Source organism: Saprospira sp. CCB-QB6 (assembly GCF_028464065.1).
GTDB lineage: Bacteria > Bacteroidota > Bacteroidia > Chitinophagales > Saprospiraceae > Saprospira.
On sequence record NZ_CP116808.1, the window covers coordinates 413,496 to 436,752 of the forward strand.

Below are 23,257 nucleotides of genomic sequence, written 5' to 3' on the forward strand. Positions count from 1 at the left end.
TTTGTAGCTTTCTGGCTAGCTCTTCGTTGTAGCTGATGTATTTCTTCGCCATAGGGTATTTTTCTGTGTTTCAATACTTGTATAGCTGAAGATAGGGGGATTATTTGGAGAGGCCCAAAATTTCTTTCGCCCAGTTTTCTGCGGTGGTGGGAGAGCCTAGCCAGTTGCTGAGTTCCTTCGCCAATTTCTTTTTCCATTCCCTTTGCTTTCCTTTAGGGCTATTGGAATAAGCTATAGCTAAATTCTCTTTTAGTTCTTCCCAATAGTCCTCGGCAAGGGTTTCCTCTCCACTGGCTTTAATAAACTGACTGACAATGGTACGCACCTGCCCCAACTGGGTTTTCTCCTTGACGGGCTCCAGTCCTTTTTGAGCTGCTTGCTCCCGTTTTCTGGCCTTTCGCTCCTCTTCTGCTTTTTCAAGAGCAGCCTTTTTAGCATCTATTTTAGCTTGTTTGGCGGCCAATTCTGCTGCTCGTTTTTGACGCTCTTTTTCTTGTGCTTCAGCTTCCTTTTGCCGACGTTCAGCTTTAGGTTTCTCATTTTTAAGTCCTTCTTTTACAGCCTCTGCTTTTGTCTTTAGCGCTAAAGCTTTTTTTATAAGTTCTATTCTAGCATTTCCCCTTGTAATTGGAGTTAAGACTTGCCCCCCACTTGTCTCGGTTTTATCTGGTGACACAGCTCCTAATTTCGTATAGCGAATGAGGGCTTCTTTCATTATCCCTTTCTTTTTATTTTCATTTTTTGCACTTCTAAAATCCTTAAGTTTCATATACTTAAGATTAAAGTCATACTGTTGTTTTTGTACTGTTGTCATGGCCAACAATTCTTTTAAGGGATCACTATTCAACCATCTTTTTTCATCCCCCTCATCACTGAAAAATTGCTGCATCAAAAGCTCAAACTGCCCCATATAAGCTGCAACCTTTCTATTTTCAATTTCTTCTGTTTTTAGATGTAGCTTTACTTTCCCAAGACCTAGAGGTTTCCCCATACCTAAGTTGTGAAAACAGCTATCCGTTCCATGCATCGTAATTGCACTAATCAAAGCCCCTAACTCCTCTGGAAGCAAGTTGTGGTAATGAACTTTAAACTTTGCTGTCAAGCCCTCTTTCAATGGCTTAAAATGACTTAGTATTTTTCTATTTATGCCATTTGTTGAAGGAAGTTTTTCATAACTAAAATTTTGATGTATAGGATATCGCTTCCGACCTGCCAGATTTACTCTTTTGGGATCATCCATATATGTTTTATAAGGCTGTCTGTAAGGAACTTTTGTTTCAGCCCCCTGATCAATATAGCTAGGATAATAAGAAGCCTTAGGACTACTTAAAACAGCTGATACTGTCTCTCCTTCAAGATCATCTTTCTTAATAAAATTAGCATGCGAAAACTGAACCCGTCCCTTAAGCATGAGCAAGCTATTCTTTTGGTCTCCCTCATCAACATTACCAAAAATACATTGACTTAAATCAAGCTCATTTGATCTTTGGTCCTTAAAGTATTCTCCAATCCGATGCTCAAAGGGCAGCTTATATAAATAGGAATAACCTAAGCTCTTAATTTCCCCCTCTTCTTCAATGAAGAAAACAGGAACTTCTTTGCCAGCCTCTAAACGTTTCTTCCAATATTTCCAATCATGAGATTGCCGCTGCTCATCAAAATTAAAATAAGCAAACTTAAAGTCAGCAATTACTTTTTCTGAAACCACAAACTGCTCGCCCCTTGTCTCGGGAAAGATAAACTCAAATGCTTTTCCTGAGGGTTTTCCTACCTTTGGCTCTTTCCTTTTTGATGGCTGACCTGTAAAAACTACCTTTCCTTTTTGATTAGTTTCTGTTTCAGACAGCGTACAAACTTCCCGCTCTCTATCATCTTTTGTTCTCGCTATAAAAACATCTTTTAGTCCTATTTTAGGATACAACTCATATTTATGCTTTGCGGACTTTAAATAATCCTCTTGCTCGCTATACTTATTGTATTCCGAAGATACTTGCCCATCAGTAGTTTTTTCATACTTTAAAGAAACTTTACCTTGAAAATAATCGGACATTTTTAAATCAAAAGAACGATCTAATTCCTTATGGGAAATTCTTTTGGGCTCTCTGCAACTTTCTATAATATATTTATCCCCCTCCTTCTTCATCCAACCACACTTCTGATACTTCATTTCCTTCATATAGAAGTTGTCATGAGAGCTCAAATCACGGGCAGCATAACGATGGTCGTTATAAAAATTCATCTTACTAAAAGACAATACTTCCAAGACAGAACGCAACATTCCTTTTAAAGAAGTAGCTGGAATAAAATACTGCTTATTCCCATTCACATCATAATAGTGAGAAAAAGCTAATGGCTCATCTTTGGTACTTTTTAGCTCCCCATCCTTACAGTTGTAATTAACCTTATCCTTTTCCAAAACTCCATTCGCAATGAAAATAGGACTATGTGTCTTTAGCTCTACCTCTAAGGTTCCCGAAAGACCATCTTTAAATGGTTGATCATGTGAAACCAATGGCCCCCAAGCAGGGTAAAACACTTTCTTCTCTAAAGGCACAAAATTGTACGGCGCTTTTATTATACTCATCTTATTGTTCGTTTTTTGGGTGTTTAAATCCAGCAAAAGCCCAGCCCATGGGCTCAAAGGCTGCTGCATTAAATTCATCATTTCCAGCCTCCACTAATGCCCATACTTCCTTAAACAAAATTGTTTGCTCCTTATTTTTGGCCATCCGCAGCTCATGAGTAGGCAGACATTTAAAAGCCTCATTTCCTTCTATCTCTGCCAAATTCACACAGTAAATCATTAACTCCCCGCCCAACTGCCGAATGTGCAGACTTTCCTTGCTTGCAAGATCTACAAAGGCCGCTTCTACAATAAATCCATCATCATCCTTGGCTTCCAAAGTATCCTTTAAAACCTCTGCATCCAGGGATTTCTCAAATTTATCACTATAGTTGAGTCCATCAGAATACAACTTTGGCCGCTCTGCTGATTTCCGCCAAATGTATCCTTCATACAAGCCCGCTTTGATTTCCTCAAGCGTTATTTTCCGCTTTTTATATTCCTGTTCTGCTATTTTCATCTTTGCTTTTCTATTCTTGATCTAATAATGATTTGGGCGGCCCCCTTCGGGGCGCTATGTCCGTGGGCTCGCTATTCGCTCGGCCCTGCAGCCGCCTTTGGCGGCTTGGGTCTGGCCCTACGGGCCACCCACTACCAGCGCTGCCGCTTTAGCGGGCCGAAGGCCCGCTCTTCAAGGGCCATTAAGCTTGCGCCGTTTGGATATTGCCCTTCATTCGGCCATGTCCACGCATCACGCCACCCCCTAAGGGCAGACGGCCCTCACAAAGATCTTTTAGACTAGCTTCTAGGGCTTGCTGTACCTGATTCTCCTCAAAAGCTTTTTGCTCTACATAAATGTTAAGCGTCATTGACTCTCTAGGCTGTAAAACCTCCTCACTGTATAGCGCTTGGTCCAAGGCCCCAGCCGTAAAGCGATCTATGGCTACATGGTTAAAGACCTTCTTAGAGTTTGTATCTTTAGCCAAATAAATATCCTCAAATAAAATGCGACCTCTCTGCCCTTTCGCAGCTTTAGCATCTAAGGCCTCACCAAATAATGCCATTTTCTGTAGCTCTACCGTCTCAGCATTTCCCATATTTTGTAGGCGTTCTGTTAATTGGACCATTTTTTTTTCTAATTCTGCCAAATTCTTTAGTCCATCATTTATCACCTCTAATGATTTAGCTTGATCATTTTCTAGCGCCACCAACTGCTGCTCATAGTCAGCTAGCTTTTTTTCCACTTCTGCATGATCAGCTTCCTGCTGGTCCACATAAATACCCAACAGCTTATTCAAATGATAAACAAAGCGATGCGCAATAGCCCCCTTTATAGAACTAGCTGGCATTAGATAGCAATCTGTAGTTGCCATTGTCCCTCCATCCCAATAGATTACTTTTTCTGTCTTTGGTGTGAAGTCGGCTAAAGCAGATGTAAGCGACAAACTTTTTTCGTCGGACTCCTTTCCGTCTTGTTTTTTCTTTGTCTTCTCTACTCTTGCTTTTGCCAAAGCTTTCTCTGCCAAGTCCACATTAAAGTCTCCACCAAATAGCATAAAGTCTTCTGCGCTTAAGCTCAAGCGATAGTGCTTAAAGGCTTGTTCTGATTTGCTAGATGGCTTAAAGGCGACATACTTATTCTGCCCTGCTTCTCTATAAGCCAACTGGCTACTTTTGGCCAAATACATTTGTAGGTCGTCCTCTTGATTTAGGTCCAAACTTCTTGTTATTAGTTGCTCCACCTTAAATCGACCAAAACCTTTGCGGCTACCACCTCCTAAACGGAAAAGCGGATGATGCAAGAGCGATAATATAGCTTCCCAATTCTCAGCATCTTCTACTGTTCCTACTAGCTCTATCTCAAAGGCAAAGCGACAGCCTTTAGGCAATAATTCTGACTCAAACTTTCCGTTAGCCTCTTTATCCGCTACTCCTCTATGATTGATGCGCACATGCTCTCTGCGTACAGGCTGAAGATGCTCAAAGCCACTCCCTTTCCCCTCTAGTTGCTCATCTACCTCTATTAAATCCACAGCAGAGAGTCCATCTGCTATTTTTTTCCCATTGAGGAGCAAATGAGCCGACGATAAAATAAGGCGACTTCCTTGGCCTCCATCTTTCCTCTCCTCTTGATAACCGAAGATAGATTTTAAACCTTCACTTTCTTTTTGCGCTCCATCCTTCTCCCAAAAGAGATGACGCAGCACCCCAGTCAAACTTGTAGCTGGAATATAATAAAAGCCAAAGGCATCTTTCAATAAGCTATTGCTGACAGTCAGGGCTTTTTCCCCGCTGCCTATTTGTATAGGACTTTGCGCTTCTATTACACAAAAAGCCTGATATCTATAGTTCTTTTTCTGATTACTCATAATTCGGTTTATTTTCTGGGAGAGTACTCCCATTAGGGTATAAAATAAGGCTAAACGCTGCTGGCCTAGCGATGTGCAGCAGTGGCCGAAGGCCAGACCAAGCAAAAAACTTGTTTTTTTGCGCAGGGCCGAGCGAACAGCGAGCTGCGAAACGTAGCGCCTGCCGCAGGCAGGAGGCCCCAATACAAAAACTACTTGCGTTTTGCTGCCTCATTACTAAGCTGTATAATAAAGAAGCGACTATATTTCTGCTCTAAGCCTTTTACTAAGTTTCGCTTCCATGTATTTTTACGGCTAGCGGTATTCAAAAACCCTATGTCTTTGTTAAAGAGCAAGTCTTTTAGGTTATCCTCATCCTCAATGTTAATTGCAAAGTTGTGCAACTGCCCCCACTGGCTAGAAGATAAGTTAACCATCTCCCCCTGATATGCTTTCATAAAAGTAATCACCTCTTTAGCCGTGCTGTTTTCCTCCGTTCTTTGCTTAATGCGCTTCAGGTATTTTTGAATCTGCTGCTCTTTGCTATTGAGTGGAATAGCTTTCTTGCTTTCACCTTCCGTCTTGGAGCTATCGGCTTTTTCTGGCTTATCTTCCCTTGGCTTCTCGTATCGCTTGTAGTCCTCAGAAATAGCAGGTACTTCTTTATCAAAAACCTTATCCTGGAAAATGATTTCCCCAAAGCCTTCATTCTGGAAAAGACCGACCGTCTGTTTTCGCTTTAGCTTTACCTCTTTGGTTGCCTTGATAAAAAAGACAGATCCCTTTTCAATGATCCAACGATCAGCATCTCTAGCCTTTCGGTGGCCATTCCAGCTAGTATATAAGCGGTGGCGAATCTGTGTTTTGGACCAGCAGATTTCCATTCCAGTTAAGTTTTCATCTAATTTCTCTGCCTTAGGACTAAGCGTGAATTCCCCACTATCATCCAGAAAACAAAGGTTACTTGCTGCATATACCTTGATCCACTCATCCTTACCTACTGTAACAGATTCATGCACAACATTTTCTACATCTAACTCCTTATTATGAGTAATACAAACCCGACCATACTCAGCAGTAGTAGATTTTCCTATACTGGCTTTTCCTACTAGGCTTTCAACAATCAATTTTTTTAGCTTCTCCGATTCAGCCGCCGCCCCCTTTAGGGTAACATAAAAGGACCAGACACTGCCCTTAGGCAAAGAGAAATACCCAAACATCTGCTCATCCTTAGGCCGTCTTTTATTTCTATCATAGGCAGATTTCACAGAAAAGCGGGCATCACTGTATAAACTGTCTTCTTTATAAATTGTACCCTCTTCTTCAATAAAATACCCCTTACGCATCTGCCGCGTTTGGACATCATTTTCTCTAAGGGTTTTATAATGACATTTATCTAATAAATGATTAAGGTAAATCCCTTTATCCTCATCATTTTTATCTGTAAAAAAGTCTAAGGGCATCTTTAGACTTCGCTTTCCTTTTACTATTGGATGTGCGTCGCTAAAGCAGACCGAATTGCTATGAAATACAGTATCTACAGCAATACCTTCAACTGTTTTAGCTGCTCCATACTTTTTCTTGGCTAGTATTCCCAAAAACTTATTGCCAGGAATATAATCTAAATGCTCCGAGGCAGAAGAAGAGGTAGCCGCACTAGCATTCAGTACGATATCAGAGCAGAGCTCACATTTAAAATGAAGTTTTATCATAATATTTTGGGCTTTTATTTAGTAAAAGAGAACTGTACACGACCGAGCCCCCGATGACGGCTAAGGCCCATTTGCTTAATCATTTTGCTACAGCACTCTAGCTTGTCTTTATGCTTGGCCAATATTTCCCCTTCTATCTCCCCCTCTAGAACCATAGGTGCACAAACCTCTAGCTTTCTTAGGCTATGTTCCTTGGCAACGCCTGTCTCATAACTGATTGCAGTAGCAGTAATACTGCGATATAGCCCTTCTTTTAGCGAAGGCTCTTGCTCAAAAAGCTCTTGTAGATTACTACTCAAAGTCGCCGAAGAAAAGAAACACTGCCCAGCAGCACCTTCATGTCCTCCTGCTTCTACTCGCTCGCCAAAGACCTCTTTAATAAAGAATTGCCATGCTGCATGCTCGGCGCTGTTCTCTTCTTTGAGTTCCACTAATTGCTCTGCAGCATCTCGAAACATTCCCTTTAAGGTTTTGCCCGGGATATAAGGCAAGTCATTATCATCCTTTAATACTGCTGCATTAACATCTCCTGCAATAGATAAACCACTGCCTATATGCCAATCAGAGAAAAACTCTATTTGATACTTTATGTTTTCCATGTCTATTTTGTGATTTATGCGGGTTCTTCTTGAGTAAATTTAGAGAATGAGTGTAGACTCAATAAATCGTGTAGCTGCTGACAATTTTTAACTATTTCGCCAGCCACATCATCGCTTCCCTGAAGGTTTATGCCTAAACCTTTTAGCTCCTCGGGATAGAAAGTAGCAATACGCTCCAACTCAAACTGAATTTCTCCTGGCTTATGCGTATAAAGCATAGATAATACTCTACGCAAGCGGCTAGCTAGACTGCCTTTGCTCAAGATCTCCAGACGATTATTCAATTCGGCTACCGTAGCCTGTTGTACAACAGCTTCCGAGCCCATTAAAGGCTTTTCTGCTAAGAAATAAGGGTTGAGACTTAGAGCACCTCTATCGTTCAGAATTTTCTCAACGTCTTTATTATCATCGGGCTCTTTCTTTAAAAGCTTATAGATAGGAGGTAAAAGCTCTTTCTTTAAATAGTCGCCATAGCCCTTAGCATAAGAAGACTCTAACTTATAGAAGGATAAACTAGCAGGAGTTAGAATAGTCTCTTTATTCTCCTTCCCTCTGCTTTCTTCTGACTTAGCCCTAGCTTGCTTAGCTACCTTCTTGGTATAACTACAAAGACTTTCTGCTAAATCTGCACTATAATGAAAAGGAAACTTCTCCGTCACATAGGCTATTCCTGCACAAGCCGTAAGGCCGTTTTTAACGTACTCATAGCCCTTTGTTCCTTTGAAAACATCTTCTAATTCACTTTTTGTCTCCTGCTGAAAATGTTTTAAGAAAGCAGCAGTAAAATCTAATGCCATTTCTGCAGGCACCATAATGCTTAAATCGTCACCACCAATCACTATCGGGCGAATACCTAAGACGGGAACAGAAAGCTTGTCTTCATAGTATTTTTCAAACTTATCTTTATCGCTAAAAACAGCTGCAAGTCCAGTACGAACAGCATTGATAGTAGCTTTGTCTAAGGCCTTTGAAAACTTAATCTGCTTATCTATAAATGCTTGCCCTTTAACCCCCTTAAATAACTTGGGAATAATCCGCCCCAAATCATTGCCATCTGCATGAATCATAGCTAACCAGCTATGTCCATCCTCAGAACAAAGGTCGCTAAGTTCCTTGGCAAAATGACAGACTTTATCTTTCTTCTTGATGCCTAAGCTTCTTTCTAATAGAGAGTCCTCACTATCACTAATTTCCATTAGTTTTTTGTAGCGACCTGTATTTAGCTCTCCTCTCTCTAAATCCCCTACTAACTTTTTACGCCGATTAGCATGCTCCGTTTTCTTCTCTTCAGGAACATACTCCTTAGGAAACTCTCCCAAAGCTGGCCGCCCAGTCTCTGGCACCCGAGCCGTAATCATCCAAGAGAGGGTATTGGGCCGCATGGGGCGGTTACGCTCTGCCTTCAATCGGTTTTCTAAGTCATGAATGACTTTTTCATTGATTTCCTCTCTATCAATAGACAAAGCCGTCTGACTAATAGTGATGCCAGGCGCTTTTTCTGCAATGTGATAGGGGAATTCTCTAAAGACTTTCTCACAATCTTCCTTGCTGTCAAAAATATACTTGATATTTCCTGCGGCAGCAATCAGGAAGTTCTCCTCAGAGGGTTTGCTGACACCAACAGACTTCAAAAATTCAATAAACTCTCCTTTATCAGAGACCTTGGCCACTAACTCACTGGCTCCAGCGATCTCTTTTAGCTTGTTGGTCTCAAAAATGAAGGATTGTATGCCCTGTACTGCGGCAGCATATAAATATGCAGTTTTATTGTCCATAGTTTGTGTTTAACCCCTAACCAAACAACATCACTCTCCCCTTAGGGTATACATTTGCTCAGGTTATAGGTAGGTTTACGGTATAATTACTTCCTTAAGGTAAGGAAAAAAGATAATCTTGTCCAGCTGCTTACACTTACTTTAAGTAAAAAAAGGCATAAAGAGTACTTTTCCTTTCTTCTCTATTCCATGCTGTTTGCATAGGACTAAAAAGGAAAGTATTTGTCTATAATTTGATGAGAAATTGCTGCACATCTAGATGAGTTATTGCGTTATGGGGCTTTCTCATTACTTTCTATCCAAAAGTGAAGAGCAAAAACTTATACTATGCCTTCCTATTTTTCTAGGGTATAAAACAATTGGCCCCTTCTCTCCTATTCGCTCAGCTTGGCACAACTTTGGAAAAATCTTTTGCCCAAGAGGCCAAGCTCCCAACAAAAAAAAATACCTTGGTCACTCTCTCTTTTTTTTAAAAATATCGCTTATGTATTATCCGCTTTTGTTTTTGCTGGCCCTGCCCAGCCTAATCTTCGCCCAAACAGATTATCCCCAAAAAGAAATTGAACTCTCTGAACTGGCTATGCGGATACACCAAGAAACCGATAGCTTTAACCGCTTGCTGCTGGCCCAAAGCCTGAAAAATGAACTGCAAACTACCCTAGAAGATACCCAAAGCTATAGCTACCCCTTTGCCGACCTTAAAGGGATTTCTGTCCTAAATGCCCCCAACCAAAGCTTTCGCATCTTTAGCTGGGAACTCTATGTAGATAAAGACCACTACACCCAATTTGGCTTTATCCAAAAAGCAGATGGACAACTGTTTTTCCTAGAAGATAAGTCCGATGAAATGAGAAGCCCCCAATTTGGCCGCCTTTCTGCCAGTAATTGGTACGGCGCCCTCTACTATAACCTACACCCCTTCGAGTCCAACGGAAAAGAATATTATCTGCTCTTTGGCCGAGACTCTTACTCTTTCTTTGACCGTAGAAAGGTGCTCGACATCCTCTATTTTGACCGAAAAGGAGCCCCTAAATTTGGACACAATATTATTGATATTAAAGATGGCCGAGGCATGAAGCGCACTGTTAACCGCCATATTGTCCAATACTCCGCCGCAGTATCCGCTGTACTCAATTATAATGCAGACCAACAAAAAGTGATCTTCGATCACCTGATTTATGGCCGAGCCGTCCCCGGCGCACCCGCCTCTAATGTGCCCGACGGAAGCTACTGCGGTCTAGAACTCAAAAAAGGCCGCTGGGTATACATTGATAAGGTCTTTAAAGATGACCCCAATAATGTACTGGTCAATGACCAAAGCCCAATAGAGATTATGAAGCGAACACCCAAAAAGAAAAGAGAGAATAATCTCCAAAAGATGTTCGGCAACCGCAAACCCTAAGCAAAAAAAGAGCGCTTATCCTTAATCGGATAAGCGCTCTTTCAGTATATAGCCCCCCGCCAAAAGCTAGTCTGGCCCAGCGCTGCGCAGCGGTGGCCGTAGGCCAGACCTAGGGCGAAACAAAGTGGAGCCCGCAGGGCCGAGCAGACCTGCGAGCCGCGCAGCATAGCGGCGGCCGACCTAGGCGATAGCCTAGCCGGCCGCGGGCCCCAAATCATCCATATCAATCACTAGCTATTCTGGAGCAGGAAGCACCCAATCCCAGTTTTTCCAACCATTCTCCGCCTCCAAAAGGTTGTAGTTGGGGTCAATCAGCCGAGCAGATGGCCGCCCATTCCAAGACACCCAACTCTCCGCATAGATGGCCCGATACTGATGCCGCCGCCCCAAATCTTTAGCATAGGCCAAAATCATGTCTGGCTGAAAACGCATCTGCTGCAACTGCCAAGGCAGTAAATGATCCTCTGGATAGAGCAGTTTTTGCCGCCCTTTTTTATCAATTACCCGATAATGCAACTGCCCCACTTTCTCGACCAACATGACCCGCCAACTAAAGCGAAATCCCTGCTCCTGCCAACAAACTGGCCCCTCATAAAGCAAAAAACGCCAAGGGAATAGCAATTGCCAAATAAAGAAAACTCCCCAAATACCCGCCTGCAATTTGGGCCAATAGAGGCGATAAGGCTGCTCCAAATGATCCTGTGGCAAATAGATGAACCGAAGCCGCCCCAACTCCTCTGCCGAGAAGAAAACTAGGGCTACCCCCATCATCACATAGGGAAAAAGCCCAATGGAAAAGAGCAAAGCCGTCATCGCATGAAAGAGGATGACAAATAAATAGGCCCATGCACGCGTTTTGCGGAAACTTAAACCAAAAGGCACCAGCAAATCATAAAAAAAGCCCGCCCAAGACATCAAGAAGGCCGTGGGGCCCCAAGCCAATAAGGGACCCAAGACAGGATAGGAGGATCGAGCCGACAACCAAATGCTTAGGGGCTGCGCCCGAAACCACCAGTCCGGCTCTAACTTGGCTAAGGCCGCATAGACATATAACAAGGCGATCAATCCCCTAGGCAAGAGAAAATAATAGTTGGGCAAATGCCGCCGCCTCAAGCTTGGCCGAAAAAAAGCATCTACAGAAGCATTGCAATGCAGGGGCACAAAACAAAGCAGAAAGGCCAATAAGGACACAAAGTAGTAATGGTTCAAATAAAGGCATTTCTCCCAAAGCTCAAAGTAGGTAAAGAGCAAAAAATAGAGCGCCATGCTCCAGCGATAAAAGGCCCCCAACAAAACCCCCAAAGCAGCCAAAAGCATCAGGCTATACAGGAGATAGCAAAGCTGCGGATCCGCCAAAGGCAGCCAGTCCCAGCCCCAAAAACGAAAGTGATAGTCGGGACTCAGATAGAAGTCTTCAATCCAACCCTTGGCCCAAAAGCGAATGCCCGACCAAAGAAAAAGACTGCCCAATAAAATGCGAAAAAGCAGAAGGGGAAGAACTTCCCGCTCCTGCTTTAGGTATGCTTTAATCGCCGTCATTGTCGCTAGGTAAGACCGTGATGCCAAAAACAGCCGCCATATCATTGGATAAGGCTAGGTAAATTTCTCGACTCAAATCATAGAGCTCCTCAACCTGATCGGGTTGGTTTTGCAAAGCCCCTTGCAAATCCTCCCCTAGGCTTTCGCAAAGGCTGATAGCTGCCTGCAAATTGGCCGCAAATTGCGTAGGGACCTCATTGCTAGTTTCCGATTCCCAATAGGCCTGCAAACTAGGCGTTCCCAACAAAAGGGCATTTTCCAAACCCTCAAAATTGGCCTTTAATAAGCCTAGGCTGAAATGTGCATCGGGATGTTCTACAGTTTCAGGCATAAAAATGCCATCATTCTCCTTGCCCAAAGGCTTTCCAAGCTTCTTGCGGCTAATCTCCTGAGCCAAGTTAATCATGCTATTGCTTAGCTCGCTAATCGCAGAGCCCAAATCATAACCTTCAGCTGCGGCAAAGCGCTCGCCCTCCCCCTGATTTTCCCAAATATCTTGGGGCTTTTGCATCTCTAGGGCCAAAGTTTGAACCGCCAAACGCAGGTATTCCGCCCGACGAGCAGAAAAAGGCAATTGCTGGCTGCTATCCGCAAACAATAGGTATTCTATGGCCGAAAGACTTTTGGCATAACTACTCTGTTGCTGCATATAAAGGCTGTCCAAGGTTCGGCTCGTATCCGAAATGCTGGTTTCAATTGAATTACTATTGACTGGACTTCTAGCAATGGCCCAGTGAATATATTGGCTTTTCATCTCGCCAAAAACAAAGGGTTCTGCAGCTCCCCAAGCCCTTGCGGCCGAGCGCCAAGCAGCACGGGCATCTGCCAAACTAGTATTGCTGGGCTGCGCCAAAAACAAATTAACCTTAGTGGCTAAGTTGGGCCCCTGGGCCGCTACTTCTTGCCAAGCAGGGGCAATAACTTCCGTTTGCCAAGCCTGCAAAAGGGCATTTTTATCAAAACTATCCTGCTTGCTACAAGCAAAAAGGAAACAAAGGCTAATAATCGCCAAAAGAGAAGCTAATCGTTTCATACTATATATATGTAGTTTTATTTTTTGGGCCTCCGCTGCGCTACGCTTGCGGCGCTACGTTTCGGGGCTCGCTATTCGCTCGGCCCTTCGCCAGCAAGCTGGCTCGGTCTGGCCCTCTGGGCCACCCCTTCACATCGCTAGGCCTGCGGCGGCTTCGCCGCCTGCAAGACGCAGAAAGCCATGACTGCTTAAAGTGAATTCAAAAAGGCGAGCAGTTGGCTGCGCTCTTCTGCCGTTAGGGCCATAAAGGCATTTTTAGCCTGTTCGGCCTCTCCCCCATGCCAAAGAATGGCTTCTTCGATATTGCGGGCTCGGCCATCATGCAAAAGCTCTGAATGCTCATTAACGGTTGAAATGAGACCAAGGCCCCAAAGGGGTTGCGTTCGCCACTCTTGCCCATCGGCTAGATAGTCAGGGCGGTTATCGGCTAGACCTTCTCCCATATCATGCAAAAGAAAGTCGCTATATGGATAGATCTTTTGATTGGACAAGGGAGCCAATACATGTTCTCCTGTCTCAAAGCTTGGACGATGGCAATCAGCACAGCCCGTTTCTAGGAAAAGTTTTTTGCCTTTAAGGACCGTCTGATCATCCCAATCTCTACGAGCGGGTACAGCCAAAGCCTGCAAATAAAGTTCTACTCTATCTAGGGTCTGATCGTCTAGTTCGTAGCCTTGGGTATTGTTCCCATTAGGTGCTTGCTCGCAATCGGTTTGACCTGGACTACAATTTTGATCGGGAAAAAGGGAAGAACTAATCCCCATATCCCCTTGAAAAGCAGCTGTAATCTGTTCAACTAGAGTTGCTGCATTGGCTTTCCAGCCATAACGGCCTAGCAGTTGTCCGTTAGCGTTTGGGATCCAGTTAGCCCGTCCAGACACTCCATTTCCATCCATATCCTGAGGATCTTCTAGGGCCAGAATATGCTGTTCGGGAATAGCTTCAATCAGCCCCATCCCAACCAATTGGTTGGCCACCCTTGGCGATATTTCTACATCTGCAGCTAAAGGACCATAGCCTAAATCTTGTACGCCATAGGTAGGCTTGCGCAACTCATAGCTACTGCCGTCAGGATATTGCCCTTGAATATAGTCGTAACTAATCGATATTTTTCCCTCTACAGCAACATTGTTAATCGCTTGGTCCTGTAGCTGCCCGCCATAATGTGGTTCGGGCCAGTTTGCAGCTCCTGCCAGAGCACCAGGTACAGATAAACGAAGCAATAGGCCATGTCCTACCTCTCCACTAAAAGCAGGAGAGCGCCCCCGCCCATCTTTGAAATGACAAGAGGAGCAGGCTACAGCATTAAATAAGGGGCCCAGCCCATCACGGGCTGTGGTAGAAGAGGGCGAAGATACCCAAGATTGATTAAAGAAGGAGTTGCCCGTAAAAAAGGCCAATTCATCCATAGAGGATAAGCCTGAGGTTTGAAAACCAAAGGCATTGCGAGAACTATTGAAGACGGTGGCCGCCCCACCGCTGTATTCTTCGCCAGCCTCTGCTTTTAGGCTCCCCTCTTCCTTCTTACAAGCGGTAAAAAAGAGAAGAGATAAGAGGATTAAGGATAGTGATTGTTTCATATAAGATTGACTAAGGTTGTTCTGCCGCAAAAATAACGAATTCAGCTTAGTAAACTAGACTAATTCTTAATAAAGAACTAAAACTTTTAAGCTGATGGGCTTGATTCAGCACCTTAGGCGAAAAAACAGCCCTTCAAAATAAAGCTAATTGACTATTAGCTAGACAAATAGCGAAGCAAAGTAATTGCATTAGAGTATTGGCTGGAAAAATATAGGTCTAAAACAACTGCATCAGAGCATTCGCTAGAAAAATAATGCTCTGGGAAAACTCTTCTCTGCATTTCCTGGAAAAATATAGGTCCAAAACAACTGCATCAGAGCATTCGCTAGAAAAATAATGCTCTGGGAAAACTCTTCTCTGCATTTCCTGGAAAAATATAGGTCTAAAACAACTGTATCAGAGCATTCGCTAGAAAAATAATGCTCTGGGAAAACTCTTCTCTGCATTTCCTAGAAAAATATAGGTCCAAAACAACTGCATCAGAGCATTCGCTAGAAAAATAATGCTCTGGGAAAACTCTTCTCTGCATTCCTTAGAAAAATATGGCTGGATACCTCCCCTCTTCTCTCTTTATCTTCCAGAAACAGACTATAAAAGCAGTCCCTTAAAACTAGGGATGCAAAAGCTCCAGCTAAATAGTTTTATTTCAGAGGGGAGAAGATCCGACCCAAGTCCCTGTTTAAGTGAAAAAAAGGCTTCGTTTTATCAGCAAAACACATATTCAGTACATTATTTAGTTAAATAAGTTATATTTATTTATAAAACATTTGATTTTACGAAAGTTTATCTCTAAGTTTATAACGTTACCATGATTTACTAATATTCAAACTCATTAACTATGAATGATTTGGTTCGTTGGTCCAAACTGATCAACTTCTTTATTTCGGTTACAGAGGGTTCACATCGTAAGATGTATCTGTTGGCTGCCGATCATCTTCGCAAGCTGCAAGAGATGGCTGTTCATGATCCTTTTTTGCAAGACTTACTTACTTTCTTATTGCCTTTCTTTGATAGTTTTATTGCCCAGTATCGCAAGACGAATCAGGATCGTATTCTATTAGCAGAAAAAACGGCTGATTTTAAGGATATGCTAGATAATCTATCGGCTGACACTATTCGTCAGTGGGACATTCAGATTCAGATGGTCTACGATATGAGAAGCAATATCTACAGACGGATGTTGCCAGAGGGCCGCAAGCCTTTTCAGGCAGGTTCTTATGAAATGCGGATAGAGACTGTCCTCAGTTTAGCAGAGCGCCTAAGCATGGATCCTCAGCTCAGTACATTGGGCCAAGATGTAGAAGCTTATGGTTTGCAGCTACAGGATTTGCGTACACAGCAGCAGCGGTTAAAGGTCTATCGTTCGGCTAATTCTATTGCGTTAGAGGAGCAGCGGTTGAACTTGGCCAAGGGCTTATATGCGGTCTTTTCTCGTTTGAAAGGCCACTACTATGAGGAATTGTATGAGGTAGAGAAATTTTACAGCCTGCATTACTTCCGAACAGCCACAGAGGATAGTGATTTAGCGGAGGAGGATATCAATAATTTTGAGATTAGTTTGGAGGCCAACAGTCGTTCTGGGCAGTTAGAGGACCTACTAGAGGGTGGCGAGACGATTCGCATTACTCATTTGGAGGGTGGACAGCTCAAGTATTATACGGTAGTCAATGCAGTAGATACGCCTTTGGAAGAGTACAGCCTTAGCCCTTTGCAATCCGTAAGTATGATGGTGCCTGATGGGCATCGGTTGTTGGTGGTGAATAATGTCCATAGCATTCCCGCCAAGCTTCAGATTGAGGTACTATAGCCTGATCCAATGCTTATAGGCTATTTCTTTAGTGAAATAGCAATAAATGGACAGAAAAACAGGAGCTAGCCCCACTAAGGAGCTACTCCTGTTTTGTTTTATAGTGTTCTGATATACCTCTACTGAATTTTGCATTTATTTTTCATGCTTAGAGGCTTGGCCAAGAGAGTAGATAAGGGCTAAGGGTATCTTCCTACAAATAAAAAAACCAGTCTGCAGAAGCAAACTGGTTTTGGGTTAATGTATTTTATCTTGGCAGAGATAAAACAGGTTCAAATCGCAGGAAGAGGATTAGGCAAAGGCCTCATTCCATACGGCTTGGTTGTGGAGGCGTCCAATTTCTTGGCGGCCCCATTTATTGAGTTGTTCAATTTTTTCATCATAGCCAAAGCTTGCCCAGCCACCGAGCAACCAACCTAGTCCGCGGGCAACTTTTCCTCCTGCACCCTTATTCCATTCCTTAACGCCAGCTTCTTTCATAATCTCGAAGCGTTCTAGGGCGTCTACTACATTGTCTACAATAACAGTATCCGTCTTTTTAGACAACCAGTTCGCGTATTGGGCACGGCTAAGGAGCCAGTAAGCGGCCTTTTCGTTGATTCTTGTTTCTTGGGTATTAACGTACTTGCTCATAATTTCGGCACGTAGTCGTTTCCATTGGTCAGCACCACTAGCAATGGCCCCTTTAGCATCTTCTAGCTGATCGGCTCTTTGTTTATAGAGGTTAGTATAGACGATATCTAGTTGCTCTTGGATTTTGGTAAGGAGCACTTTCATCTCTTCATATTTGCTAGTGACCCCTCGGTTATAGAGTCCTTCTAAGTCAATCAAACCAGCATTTTGGGCTTGAGCCATAGTAGACAAGTCTGAACCGCCAGGTAGGGCAAGAGAAAGGAAGCCTCCAATTTGTCCTAGGGTTCCTCCAGATTCACCTGCAGCGCCTAGTAACATTTTAGCGATATCACCAAAACCATTCACACTACCGCTAAGGAGTGCGGTTACTCCTGCTGCAACGGCTGGATTAACGGGAGTAAGGGCCAAGCCAATAGAAGTAACGACTACTTTACGCACAGACTCTAGTAATTTCATCAAGTCTTTTTGTTTCTTCATAACCGACTCATAATCGGATTTGGCTTTGAGGTAGACTTCTGCAGAGGCGCCTCCTGCGGCTAGGGTTTGACGGTAGGCCCCATCTACTTGAGAGCCAAGGGTAAGAATATCTTGGTTCAATCGGGTAAGCACAGCTCCTAGCGTATTGACCAAAGGTCCGTCGAATCCACCAGAGAATTCGCCGATAATAGCGGCTTCTTGCTCATCTGTGAGTGTTGCTGCATTGGGGAAATCAATAACAATTTTATCCTCATTGAATTCCATCATAGAATCTTGTACCTCGTATTTGGTCAAGGCAAAAGTGAGGACATTATCTACGGCACCGAGGATATCTTTAACCTCATCAGTCATTTCTCCGTTGGCACGGCCTCCTGTAAGAACATTAGCCAACCAAGATTCGGCTTGGCCTTGTAATTCTTTAGCTTTAGCTAAGAGGCGGTTATCTACTTCTGTACCTTCTAGGATATCATCTGTATTTCCGAGGCCAAGGTAAGCTGCTTTGATCTTCTCATAGACAGAGAGATAATCTCCTTCTTTAATATCTTCAATAAAGCCTGCCACTTCTTTAAGGAAGTTGCCTCCGACTTCGATCCATTGTTTGACCATAGTGATCTTATCTTGGATCTCGGCCCCAACTTCTACGGCTTTGGCTAGCCATTTTTCGGCTTCTGTGCGGAAAATATTGATTTTACCAATGAGTTCGTTATCTACATTAGTATTAGAAATAAGATCTCCACCTCCAGTGATATCATCCCAAGCGGCGGCTAGGCGATCATACCAATCGGGCAGGTTATTTCCATCGGCATCACCAACAGCTAGGCCGATCAGGTCAGAGGCTTTATCGAGTAGGCCTTCAGAAGACTGGATCCATTCGCCAGCAGCGGCCACCTTATCGCTAAAGTCGCCATTTTTCATGGCAGAGGCAGCGGCCATAAAGCGTTTAGCTTCATTGACGAAGCCTGATACTTGGCCAGCAACTTCGGCAGTGAATTCTTCTTGGCCATCCAATACTCTTTTGATTTGGCCTTGGGCCCATTCTTTGGCGAGTTGGATATATTTTCCAACGACATCTTCGCCATTGGCCATATCTGTAGCGATTTGCATAGCCATCTTGATCCAATCTTGTACTTCTCCTAGATGTTCGCCTGCGGGAAGTTTAGCGATTAGAGAATTGGCAATACGGGCAAATTCGTCAGCTTTTTGTTTGTACTCTTGAACTTTGGCCAAGAGTTTATCATCTATATCGGTCCCTGCAAAGATATCGTTAGCGCCATCTAGCTCGCTCCAAAGGGTAGAGAGTTGGTCATAAACGGCATTGAAATCTTTATTTTTGAGGGCATCGACAAATTCTTTTCCTTTTTCGGCTAGAGAGAAGAGCTTTTGGATATTGTAGATCCAAGTTTTAACTAGGTCGATCTTTTCTTGTACTGCAGGGTTAATCTCGGCAGTGGCCTTGGCCAGCCATTCTTCGGCTTTGGCTTTAAAGTCATTGATTTTAGCGATGACCGCATCGTCGATATCCGTACCAGGGATAATATCTGTAACGGCTAGTTTGTCCCATTCGCGGGCCAAGAGATCGTACCAGTCGGGTAGACTATTATTATCTGCATCGGCGAAGAGGTTATCAACAATATCACTAGCCTTATCGAGTAAGTTATGTGTGCTACCGAGCCATTCTTCGGCTCTTGCCACTTTCTCATCTAGAGAAGCATCGCCTAGGGCTTTAGCTTTATCGACAAAATCTTGGGCGAGTTTTTTAAAGTCTAGAGCTTCTGCAACTACAGCGTTACTGAGGTCTCCTACGACTTGGGTACCACTAACCACAGAAGAGATGCCGCCTTCCATCCAGCTTACGGCTAGGTCTCTCCATTGAGCTAGGTATTCATCTAGGGCTTCTACTTTTTCGATCACGGATTTGGCTAGATCGATCCAGCCCTGTACTTTTTCTACTTTGTCGCCAAGTTCGCCTCCAGTAAATAGGGAAGCGATGCGGAGCCAGCCTTCTGCTTGTCCGATATACTCTTGGGCTGTAGCCAAGATGCCTTTATCTAAGCCAGTTTTCGTAGAAAGGATTTTATCAATGCCAGTGTCTAGCCAAGAGACGGCCAAGTCTTTCCAGCCATTGAGCGTAGCTTCTAGATCGGCATTACCTTTAGCTTGATTGGCGATATCGGCCTCCGTTTCTTCTTCAATTTCTTCAGCGGCAGCTTTTTGGGCGGTCCGTTCGTCGCTTTTGGCTTCACGGGCTTCGCTAGCGCCTTCGGGCATAGGGATGGTCCCTTGCTCTTCTAGGCCAGGCTCATCTTGATCAGCTTTGGCCAAAGCGGCCTGTGTCTGATGCAAAGTGGCCAATACTTGGCTATGTTGGGCTGCAGTGTTGGGGTCTGTAGAAAGCCCAAACTGATAATAGTTAGAGAGCCATTCGTTGGCTTTCTTTTGCAGCAATTCTAAAGTTTCTTTTTGTTGCTTGCTGATGGCCATAATATGTATATGTTAGATAGGTATTTTGCCTTGCGGCGGGCAGATTTTTTCTTGAACTACCGAAAGTTAAGGACTTTATAGCCGTTTTTCAAAGCTTGTTGGGAAAAGAAAAAAACCTTTTTGATATTCTGATTTTCTATTGTTTATTCAGTTTTTTTCAATTATTTTGGTCAGTTTTTGCCCAGACAGCCCGAAGGGATTCCTTAAGGAATCCCGTAGAGGGGTGGGTGGGCGGGTAAATTACTATATATGAGGAGCTTAGCGACGAATGCCATTTTTTCGGTGGATGGGTTTGGCTGAGGGATGGACAGCAGGGCCGCCAAAGGCGGCAGACCAAGGTGCTGAAAGCGCCGCAGGGCCGAGCGAATAGCGAGCTGCGAAACAGCCCGACCCGAGCGAAGCGAGGGGCAGCCCCAAAAAAAATAGCAGCAGTTCTCTGGAAGAAAACTGCTGCTAAATAATATAAGCTAGGTTCTATTTATTTAGGCTCAAAACCTAAAACGATATTGAACGAACCGTAATCAAACATAGAAGAGCCTGCCGGCAGGTCTTTATCGAAACCGATACCGTAATCGAATCCAAGCGTACCAAACATAGGTAAGAAAACGCGGAGACCAGCTCCTACAGAGCGTTTGAGCATAAATGGATTGTATTCACGGAAGCTAGACCAAGCATTTCCACCTTGTACAAAGCCCAGAACATAAATTGTTGCATTGGGGTTAGGAGAAAGCAGGTAGCGCAATTCGGCCGTAAATTTATTGTAGACGGCTGCTCCTGTTTCATTGGCGGCAGAAACATCTTCAACGGGATCGCTATATCCACGGAGAGAGACAATGTCTTTACCTTGAAGGCCGACGAAGTTAGAAATACCATCACCACCTAGTTCATAGCGACCAAAGGGAGACAAGCCCACATCTTTGTTATAGCTACCTAGGAAGCCTAATTTAGCCTCGGTTTTAATGACTAAGTTTTTAGCAATTTTGGTATACCAAGCACTTTCAAAATCCCATTTATGATATTCTACCCAACGGAAACGGTCGGTATCTGGTAGTTCTGTATCCGTGTAATCCCAGCCATTGACCAAAGAGTAAGGGAAGGTCAGCTTCATAGAGAGCGAGATGGTCGAACCTGATTCGGGGAAGAGTGGATTATTTACAGAGTTCCGTGAAAGGGTTTGACGGATGGATAAGTCATTGAAAATCCCTGTAGGGATGGTAAAGTCATAGCGGCGGAGGAGGTTCATATTTTGGTATTCCAAAGCGATTTGGTAACCAAAATAGTCATCGGGCCAGCGTAGACGAGTACCAAGACCTACCGTAACCCCTGTAATTAATAGCTGTTGAAAACTGCTACTTTCTGGTGTTTGTCCATTGTTGTATCTAGAGTGGTAAGCGCTAACAGAAAGGGCGTTGCGCTTTTTGCCGCCCAACCAAGGCTCTGTAAAAGAGAAGTTATAGGATTGGAAATAGCGACCATTGGTTTGCACGCGCAAGCTAAGGCGTTGTCCATCTCCTTGAGGTAAGGGGTTCCAGGCTTCAGCCTTAAAGAGATTGCGTAAAGAAAAGTTATTGAAGGTCACCCCAAGCGTACCAATCAATCCGTTGCTATATCCTCCCCAACCAGCAGAAAGCTCCAATTGGTCAGAAGGGCGTTCTTCTACGGTGTACTCAATATCTACAGTTCCGCGCTGAGGATTTACGGGAGTATTGATGCCCATCGCCTCAGGATTAAAATAGTTAAGGGCCATCAATTCGCGTTGAGAACGCATAATATCTGAGCGACTAAACTTAGCCCCAGGCAAGGTGCGCAATTCTCTTCGAATAACATGCTCGTGAGTGCGGTCATTCCCTTTGATGATTACTCGGTCAATGGTAGCGATCGGCCCTTCTTGAATGCGGATTTCGATATCTACGGTATCGTTCTTCACACCTTTTTCTACTGGATTAGCTTGGAAAAACAAGTAGCCATTATCCATATAAAGCGTGCTCAAATCGCGGCCGTTGCGGTCAAAGCTAATTCGGCTCTGCAAGAGTTCTTCATTATAAACCTCCCCTTTGCGAATGCCTAGAATGCGGCCCAAAACCTCATCTGAATAAGAACTATTCCCTCTAAACTTAATATCGCCAAAGTAGTAAGTTGTCCCTTCATCAATATGTATATCGATTTGGATAGACTTTTTTACTTTACCATTTTTCTTGGGTGTTTCTACGATATAGACTGAATCGCGGAGAATTTTTGCATCTCGCAAACCAATCTTATTATAATAAGCCATAACGTTCTCTTTGTCGGCCTTATAATCGTACTCAATATATTTTGAAGGCTTGAAAATCCCCATAATTGGGCGCTTTCTTTTGGTATCCTTTAGCAGACGGCGCAACTTGGCATCCGATACCTTTTCATTGCCCACGAAGTTAATATCTTGGATGCGAATCCGCTTGCCACGATCTACATTAAAGACCCAACGAATACTATTTTTCAACACAATATCTTCCTCTTCTTCTACAGAGACAGTCGCATCGGGATAACCTTTAGTTGCCAAAAAATCTTTGATTTCTCGCACGGCACTCCGCTTCATGCTCTTAGTCGCTGCACGCCCTTTGAGCAAATAGCGATTGAGCAATTCATTCAAATCATCTTGCCAGCCTTTGCGCACCCCACGGTAAGCATGACGGGCAAAACGAGGGTACTCTTTGACTACAACTTTAAGGAAAACAGCTTCCCCCAAACGACGCTCAAGCAAAATCTGCACATCGACAAAAAGACCCTGCGTCCAAAGTTTACGAATAGATTTACCAATGTCATCCCCAGGCAACTTAATACTCTCCCCCACTTTTAATCCCGAAACGGCAATCACCGCATTGGGGTCGGTATACTCACAACCTTCTACCTTGATGCCCCCAATTTCATAGGTTTGCGGGAGTTCATAATCCATCACAGGGAGGCTGGTATCAGCAGAAATAGTGCTGAGGCTATCACTTTGGGCCAATAGGGGCTGGCTCAGACAAAACAGGCAAGCTAGGTAAACGCCTAGCCGTATAGAGTTGTAGTTCATGCGTTTTTGGCAGACTTTTTTTCTAAAAACATGGATTTGGGAGCAGATTTCTACCCCTTTTCCAAACAAAACGGAAAGTTCGGGCCAAAGGTAGGGGATTTAAAAGAGATAAAAAATATTTTGTCTATTCTACTCTTTTGGGGCTGCCCCTCCCTTCGGTCGGGTCGGGCCATTCCGCAGCTCGCTGCTCGCTCGGCCCTGCGGCGGCAAAGCCGCCTTGGTCTGCCGCCTGCGGCGGCCCTGCTCCAGCCCCTC

General features: G+C 43.9%; 13 protein-coding genes. 2 read left to right on the forward strand and 11 right to left on the reverse strand.

The window, feature by feature from the left end; translation table 11 throughout:
* Positions 1 to 100: 100 nt before the first annotated feature.
* The 6 genes from PPO43_RS01615 to PPO43_RS01640 form a co-directional block, all read right to left on the reverse strand.
* On the reverse strand, positions 101 to 2,584 hold the full coding sequence (locus PPO43_RS01615) for a TIGR03986 family type III CRISPR-associated RAMP protein (RefSeq protein ID WP_272620044.1): 2,484 nt from the start codon (positions 2,582 to 2,584) through the stop codon (positions 101 to 103).
* A gap of 1 nt (position 2,585) precedes the next feature.
* Positions 2,586 to 3,083 (reverse strand): hypothetical protein, encoded by a 498-nt coding sequence (locus PPO43_RS01620; protein WP_272620045.1) that lies wholly within the window; start codon positions 3,081 to 3,083, stop codon positions 2,586 to 2,588.
* A 181-nt stretch (positions 3,084 to 3,264) separates the two neighbouring features.
* Positions 3,265 to 4,932: an RAMP superfamily CRISPR-associated protein gene (locus PPO43_RS01625; protein WP_272620046.1), complete on the reverse strand. Its 1,668-nt coding sequence runs from the start codon at positions 4,930 to 4,932 to the stop codon at positions 3,265 to 3,267.
* A gap of 191 nt (positions 4,933 to 5,123) precedes the next feature.
* Positions 5,124 to 6,623 carry a hypothetical protein gene (locus tag PPO43_RS01630; protein WP_272620047.1) on the reverse strand — a complete coding sequence of 500 codons (1,500 nt, stop codon included), beginning with the start codon at positions 6,621 to 6,623 and terminating at the stop codon, positions 5,124 to 5,126.
* A 14-nt stretch (positions 6,624 to 6,637) separates the two neighbouring features.
* A complete protein-coding gene (locus PPO43_RS01635; protein WP_272620048.1) occupies positions 6,638 to 7,222 on the reverse strand; it encodes an RAMP superfamily CRISPR-associated protein in 585 nt (194 codons plus the stop codon).
* A 14-nt stretch (positions 7,223 to 7,236) separates the two neighbouring features.
* Positions 7,237 to 8,997, reverse strand: coding sequence for a Cas10/Cmr2 second palm domain-containing protein (locus tag PPO43_RS01640; protein WP_272620049.1), 1,761 nt, complete (start codon positions 8,995 to 8,997; stop codon positions 7,237 to 7,239).
* Positions 8,998 to 9,481: 484 nt separating this feature from the next.
* On the opposite strand from PPO43_RS01640, the gene PPO43_RS01645 reads away from it, so the two are divergent.
* A complete protein-coding gene (locus PPO43_RS01645; protein ID WP_272620050.1) occupies positions 9,482 to 10,399 on the forward strand; it encodes a hypothetical protein in 918 nt (305 codons plus the stop codon).
* A gap of 234 nt (positions 10,400 to 10,633) precedes the next feature.
* Here PPO43_RS01645 and PPO43_RS01650 read toward each other — a convergent pair whose 3' ends face one another.
* The 3 genes from PPO43_RS01650 to PPO43_RS01660 form a co-directional block, all read right to left on the reverse strand.
* Positions 10,634 to 11,938, reverse strand: coding sequence for an HTTM domain-containing protein (locus tag PPO43_RS01650; RefSeq protein WP_272620051.1), 1,305 nt, complete (start codon positions 11,936 to 11,938; stop codon positions 10,634 to 10,636).
* Positions 11,925 to 12,971 carry an imelysin family protein gene (locus PPO43_RS01655; protein ID WP_272620052.1) on the reverse strand — a complete coding sequence of 349 codons (1,047 nt, stop codon included), beginning with the start codon at positions 12,969 to 12,971 and terminating at the stop codon, positions 11,925 to 11,927. Before PPO43_RS01655 ends, PPO43_RS01650 begins: the two co-directional genes overlap by 14 nt.
* Positions 12,972 to 13,159: 188 nt before the next feature.
* Positions 13,160 to 14,551: a di-heme oxidoreductase family protein gene (locus PPO43_RS01660; protein ID WP_272620053.1), complete on the reverse strand. Its 1,392-nt coding sequence runs from the start codon at positions 14,549 to 14,551 to the stop codon at positions 13,160 to 13,162.
* Between the two features lie 839 nt (positions 14,552 to 15,390).
* Between PPO43_RS01660 and PPO43_RS01665 the strand changes: the two genes are divergently transcribed.
* Positions 15,391 to 16,359: a hypothetical protein gene (locus tag PPO43_RS01665; protein ID WP_272620054.1), complete on the forward strand. Its 969-nt coding sequence runs from the start codon at positions 15,391 to 15,393 to the stop codon at positions 16,357 to 16,359.
* A 291-nt stretch (positions 16,360 to 16,650) separates the two neighbouring features.
* Here PPO43_RS01665 and PPO43_RS01670 read toward each other — a convergent pair whose 3' ends face one another.
* Together PPO43_RS01670 and bamA are read right to left on the reverse strand one after the other, a co-directional pair.
* The gene (locus PPO43_RS01670) at positions 16,651 to 19,950 is read right to left on the reverse strand and encodes a hypothetical protein (protein ID WP_272620055.1); all 3,300 of its coding nucleotides are present in this window, start codon (positions 19,948 to 19,950) and stop codon (positions 16,651 to 16,653) included.
* Positions 19,951 to 20,428: 478 nt separating this feature from the next.
* Entirely contained in the window at positions 20,429 to 23,002 is a 2,574-nt protein-coding gene (gene bamA / locus PPO43_RS01675) for an outer membrane protein assembly factor BamA (RefSeq protein WP_272620056.1), read from the reverse strand.
* Positions 23,003 to 23,257 lie beyond the last annotated feature (255 nt).

Excerpts from the sequence above, each read along its gene's own strand:
- PPO43_RS01615 (WP_272620044.1), bottom strand. The coding sequence starts at position 2,584 with ATGAGTATAATAAAAGCGCCGTACAATTTTGTGCCTTTAGAGAAGAAA.
- PPO43_RS01620 (WP_272620045.1), bottom strand. The coding sequence starts at position 3,083 with ATGAAAATAGCAGAACAGGAATATAAAAAGCGGAAAATAACGCTTGAG.
- PPO43_RS01625 (WP_272620046.1), bottom strand. The coding sequence starts at position 4,932 with ATGAGTAATCAGAAAAAGAACTATAGATATCAGGCTTTTTGTGTAATA.
- PPO43_RS01630 (WP_272620047.1), bottom strand. The coding sequence starts at position 6,623 with ATGATAAAACTTCATTTTAAATGTGAGCTCTGCTCTGATATCGTACTG.
- PPO43_RS01635 (WP_272620048.1), bottom strand. The coding sequence starts at position 7,222 with ATGGAAAACATAAAGTATCAAATAGAGTTTTTCTCTGATTGGCATATA.
- PPO43_RS01640 (WP_272620049.1), bottom strand. The coding sequence starts at position 8,997 with ATGGACAATAAAACTGCATATTTATATGCTGCCGCAGTACAGGGCATA.
- PPO43_RS01645 (WP_272620050.1), top strand. The coding sequence starts at position 9,482 with ATGTATTATCCGCTTTTGTTTTTGCTGGCCCTGCCCAGCCTAATCTTC.
- PPO43_RS01650 (WP_272620051.1), bottom strand. The coding sequence starts at position 11,938 with ATGACGGCGATTAAAGCATACCTAAAGCAGGAGCGGGAAGTTCTTCCC.
- PPO43_RS01655 (WP_272620052.1), bottom strand. The coding sequence starts at position 12,971 with ATGAAACGATTAGCTTCTCTTTTGGCGATTATTAGCCTTTGTTTCCTT.
- PPO43_RS01660 (WP_272620053.1), bottom strand. The coding sequence starts at position 14,551 with ATGAAACAATCACTATCCTTAATCCTCTTATCTCTTCTCTTTTTTACC.
- PPO43_RS01665 (WP_272620054.1), top strand. The coding sequence starts at position 15,391 with ATGAATGATTTGGTTCGTTGGTCCAAACTGATCAACTTCTTTATTTCG.
- PPO43_RS01670 (WP_272620055.1), bottom strand. The coding sequence starts at position 19,950 with ATGGCCATCAGCAAGCAACAAAAAGAAACTTTAGAATTGCTGCAAAAG.
- bamA (WP_272620056.1), bottom strand. The coding sequence starts at position 23,002 with ATGAACTACAACTCTATACGGCTAGGCGTTTACCTAGCTTGCCTGTTT.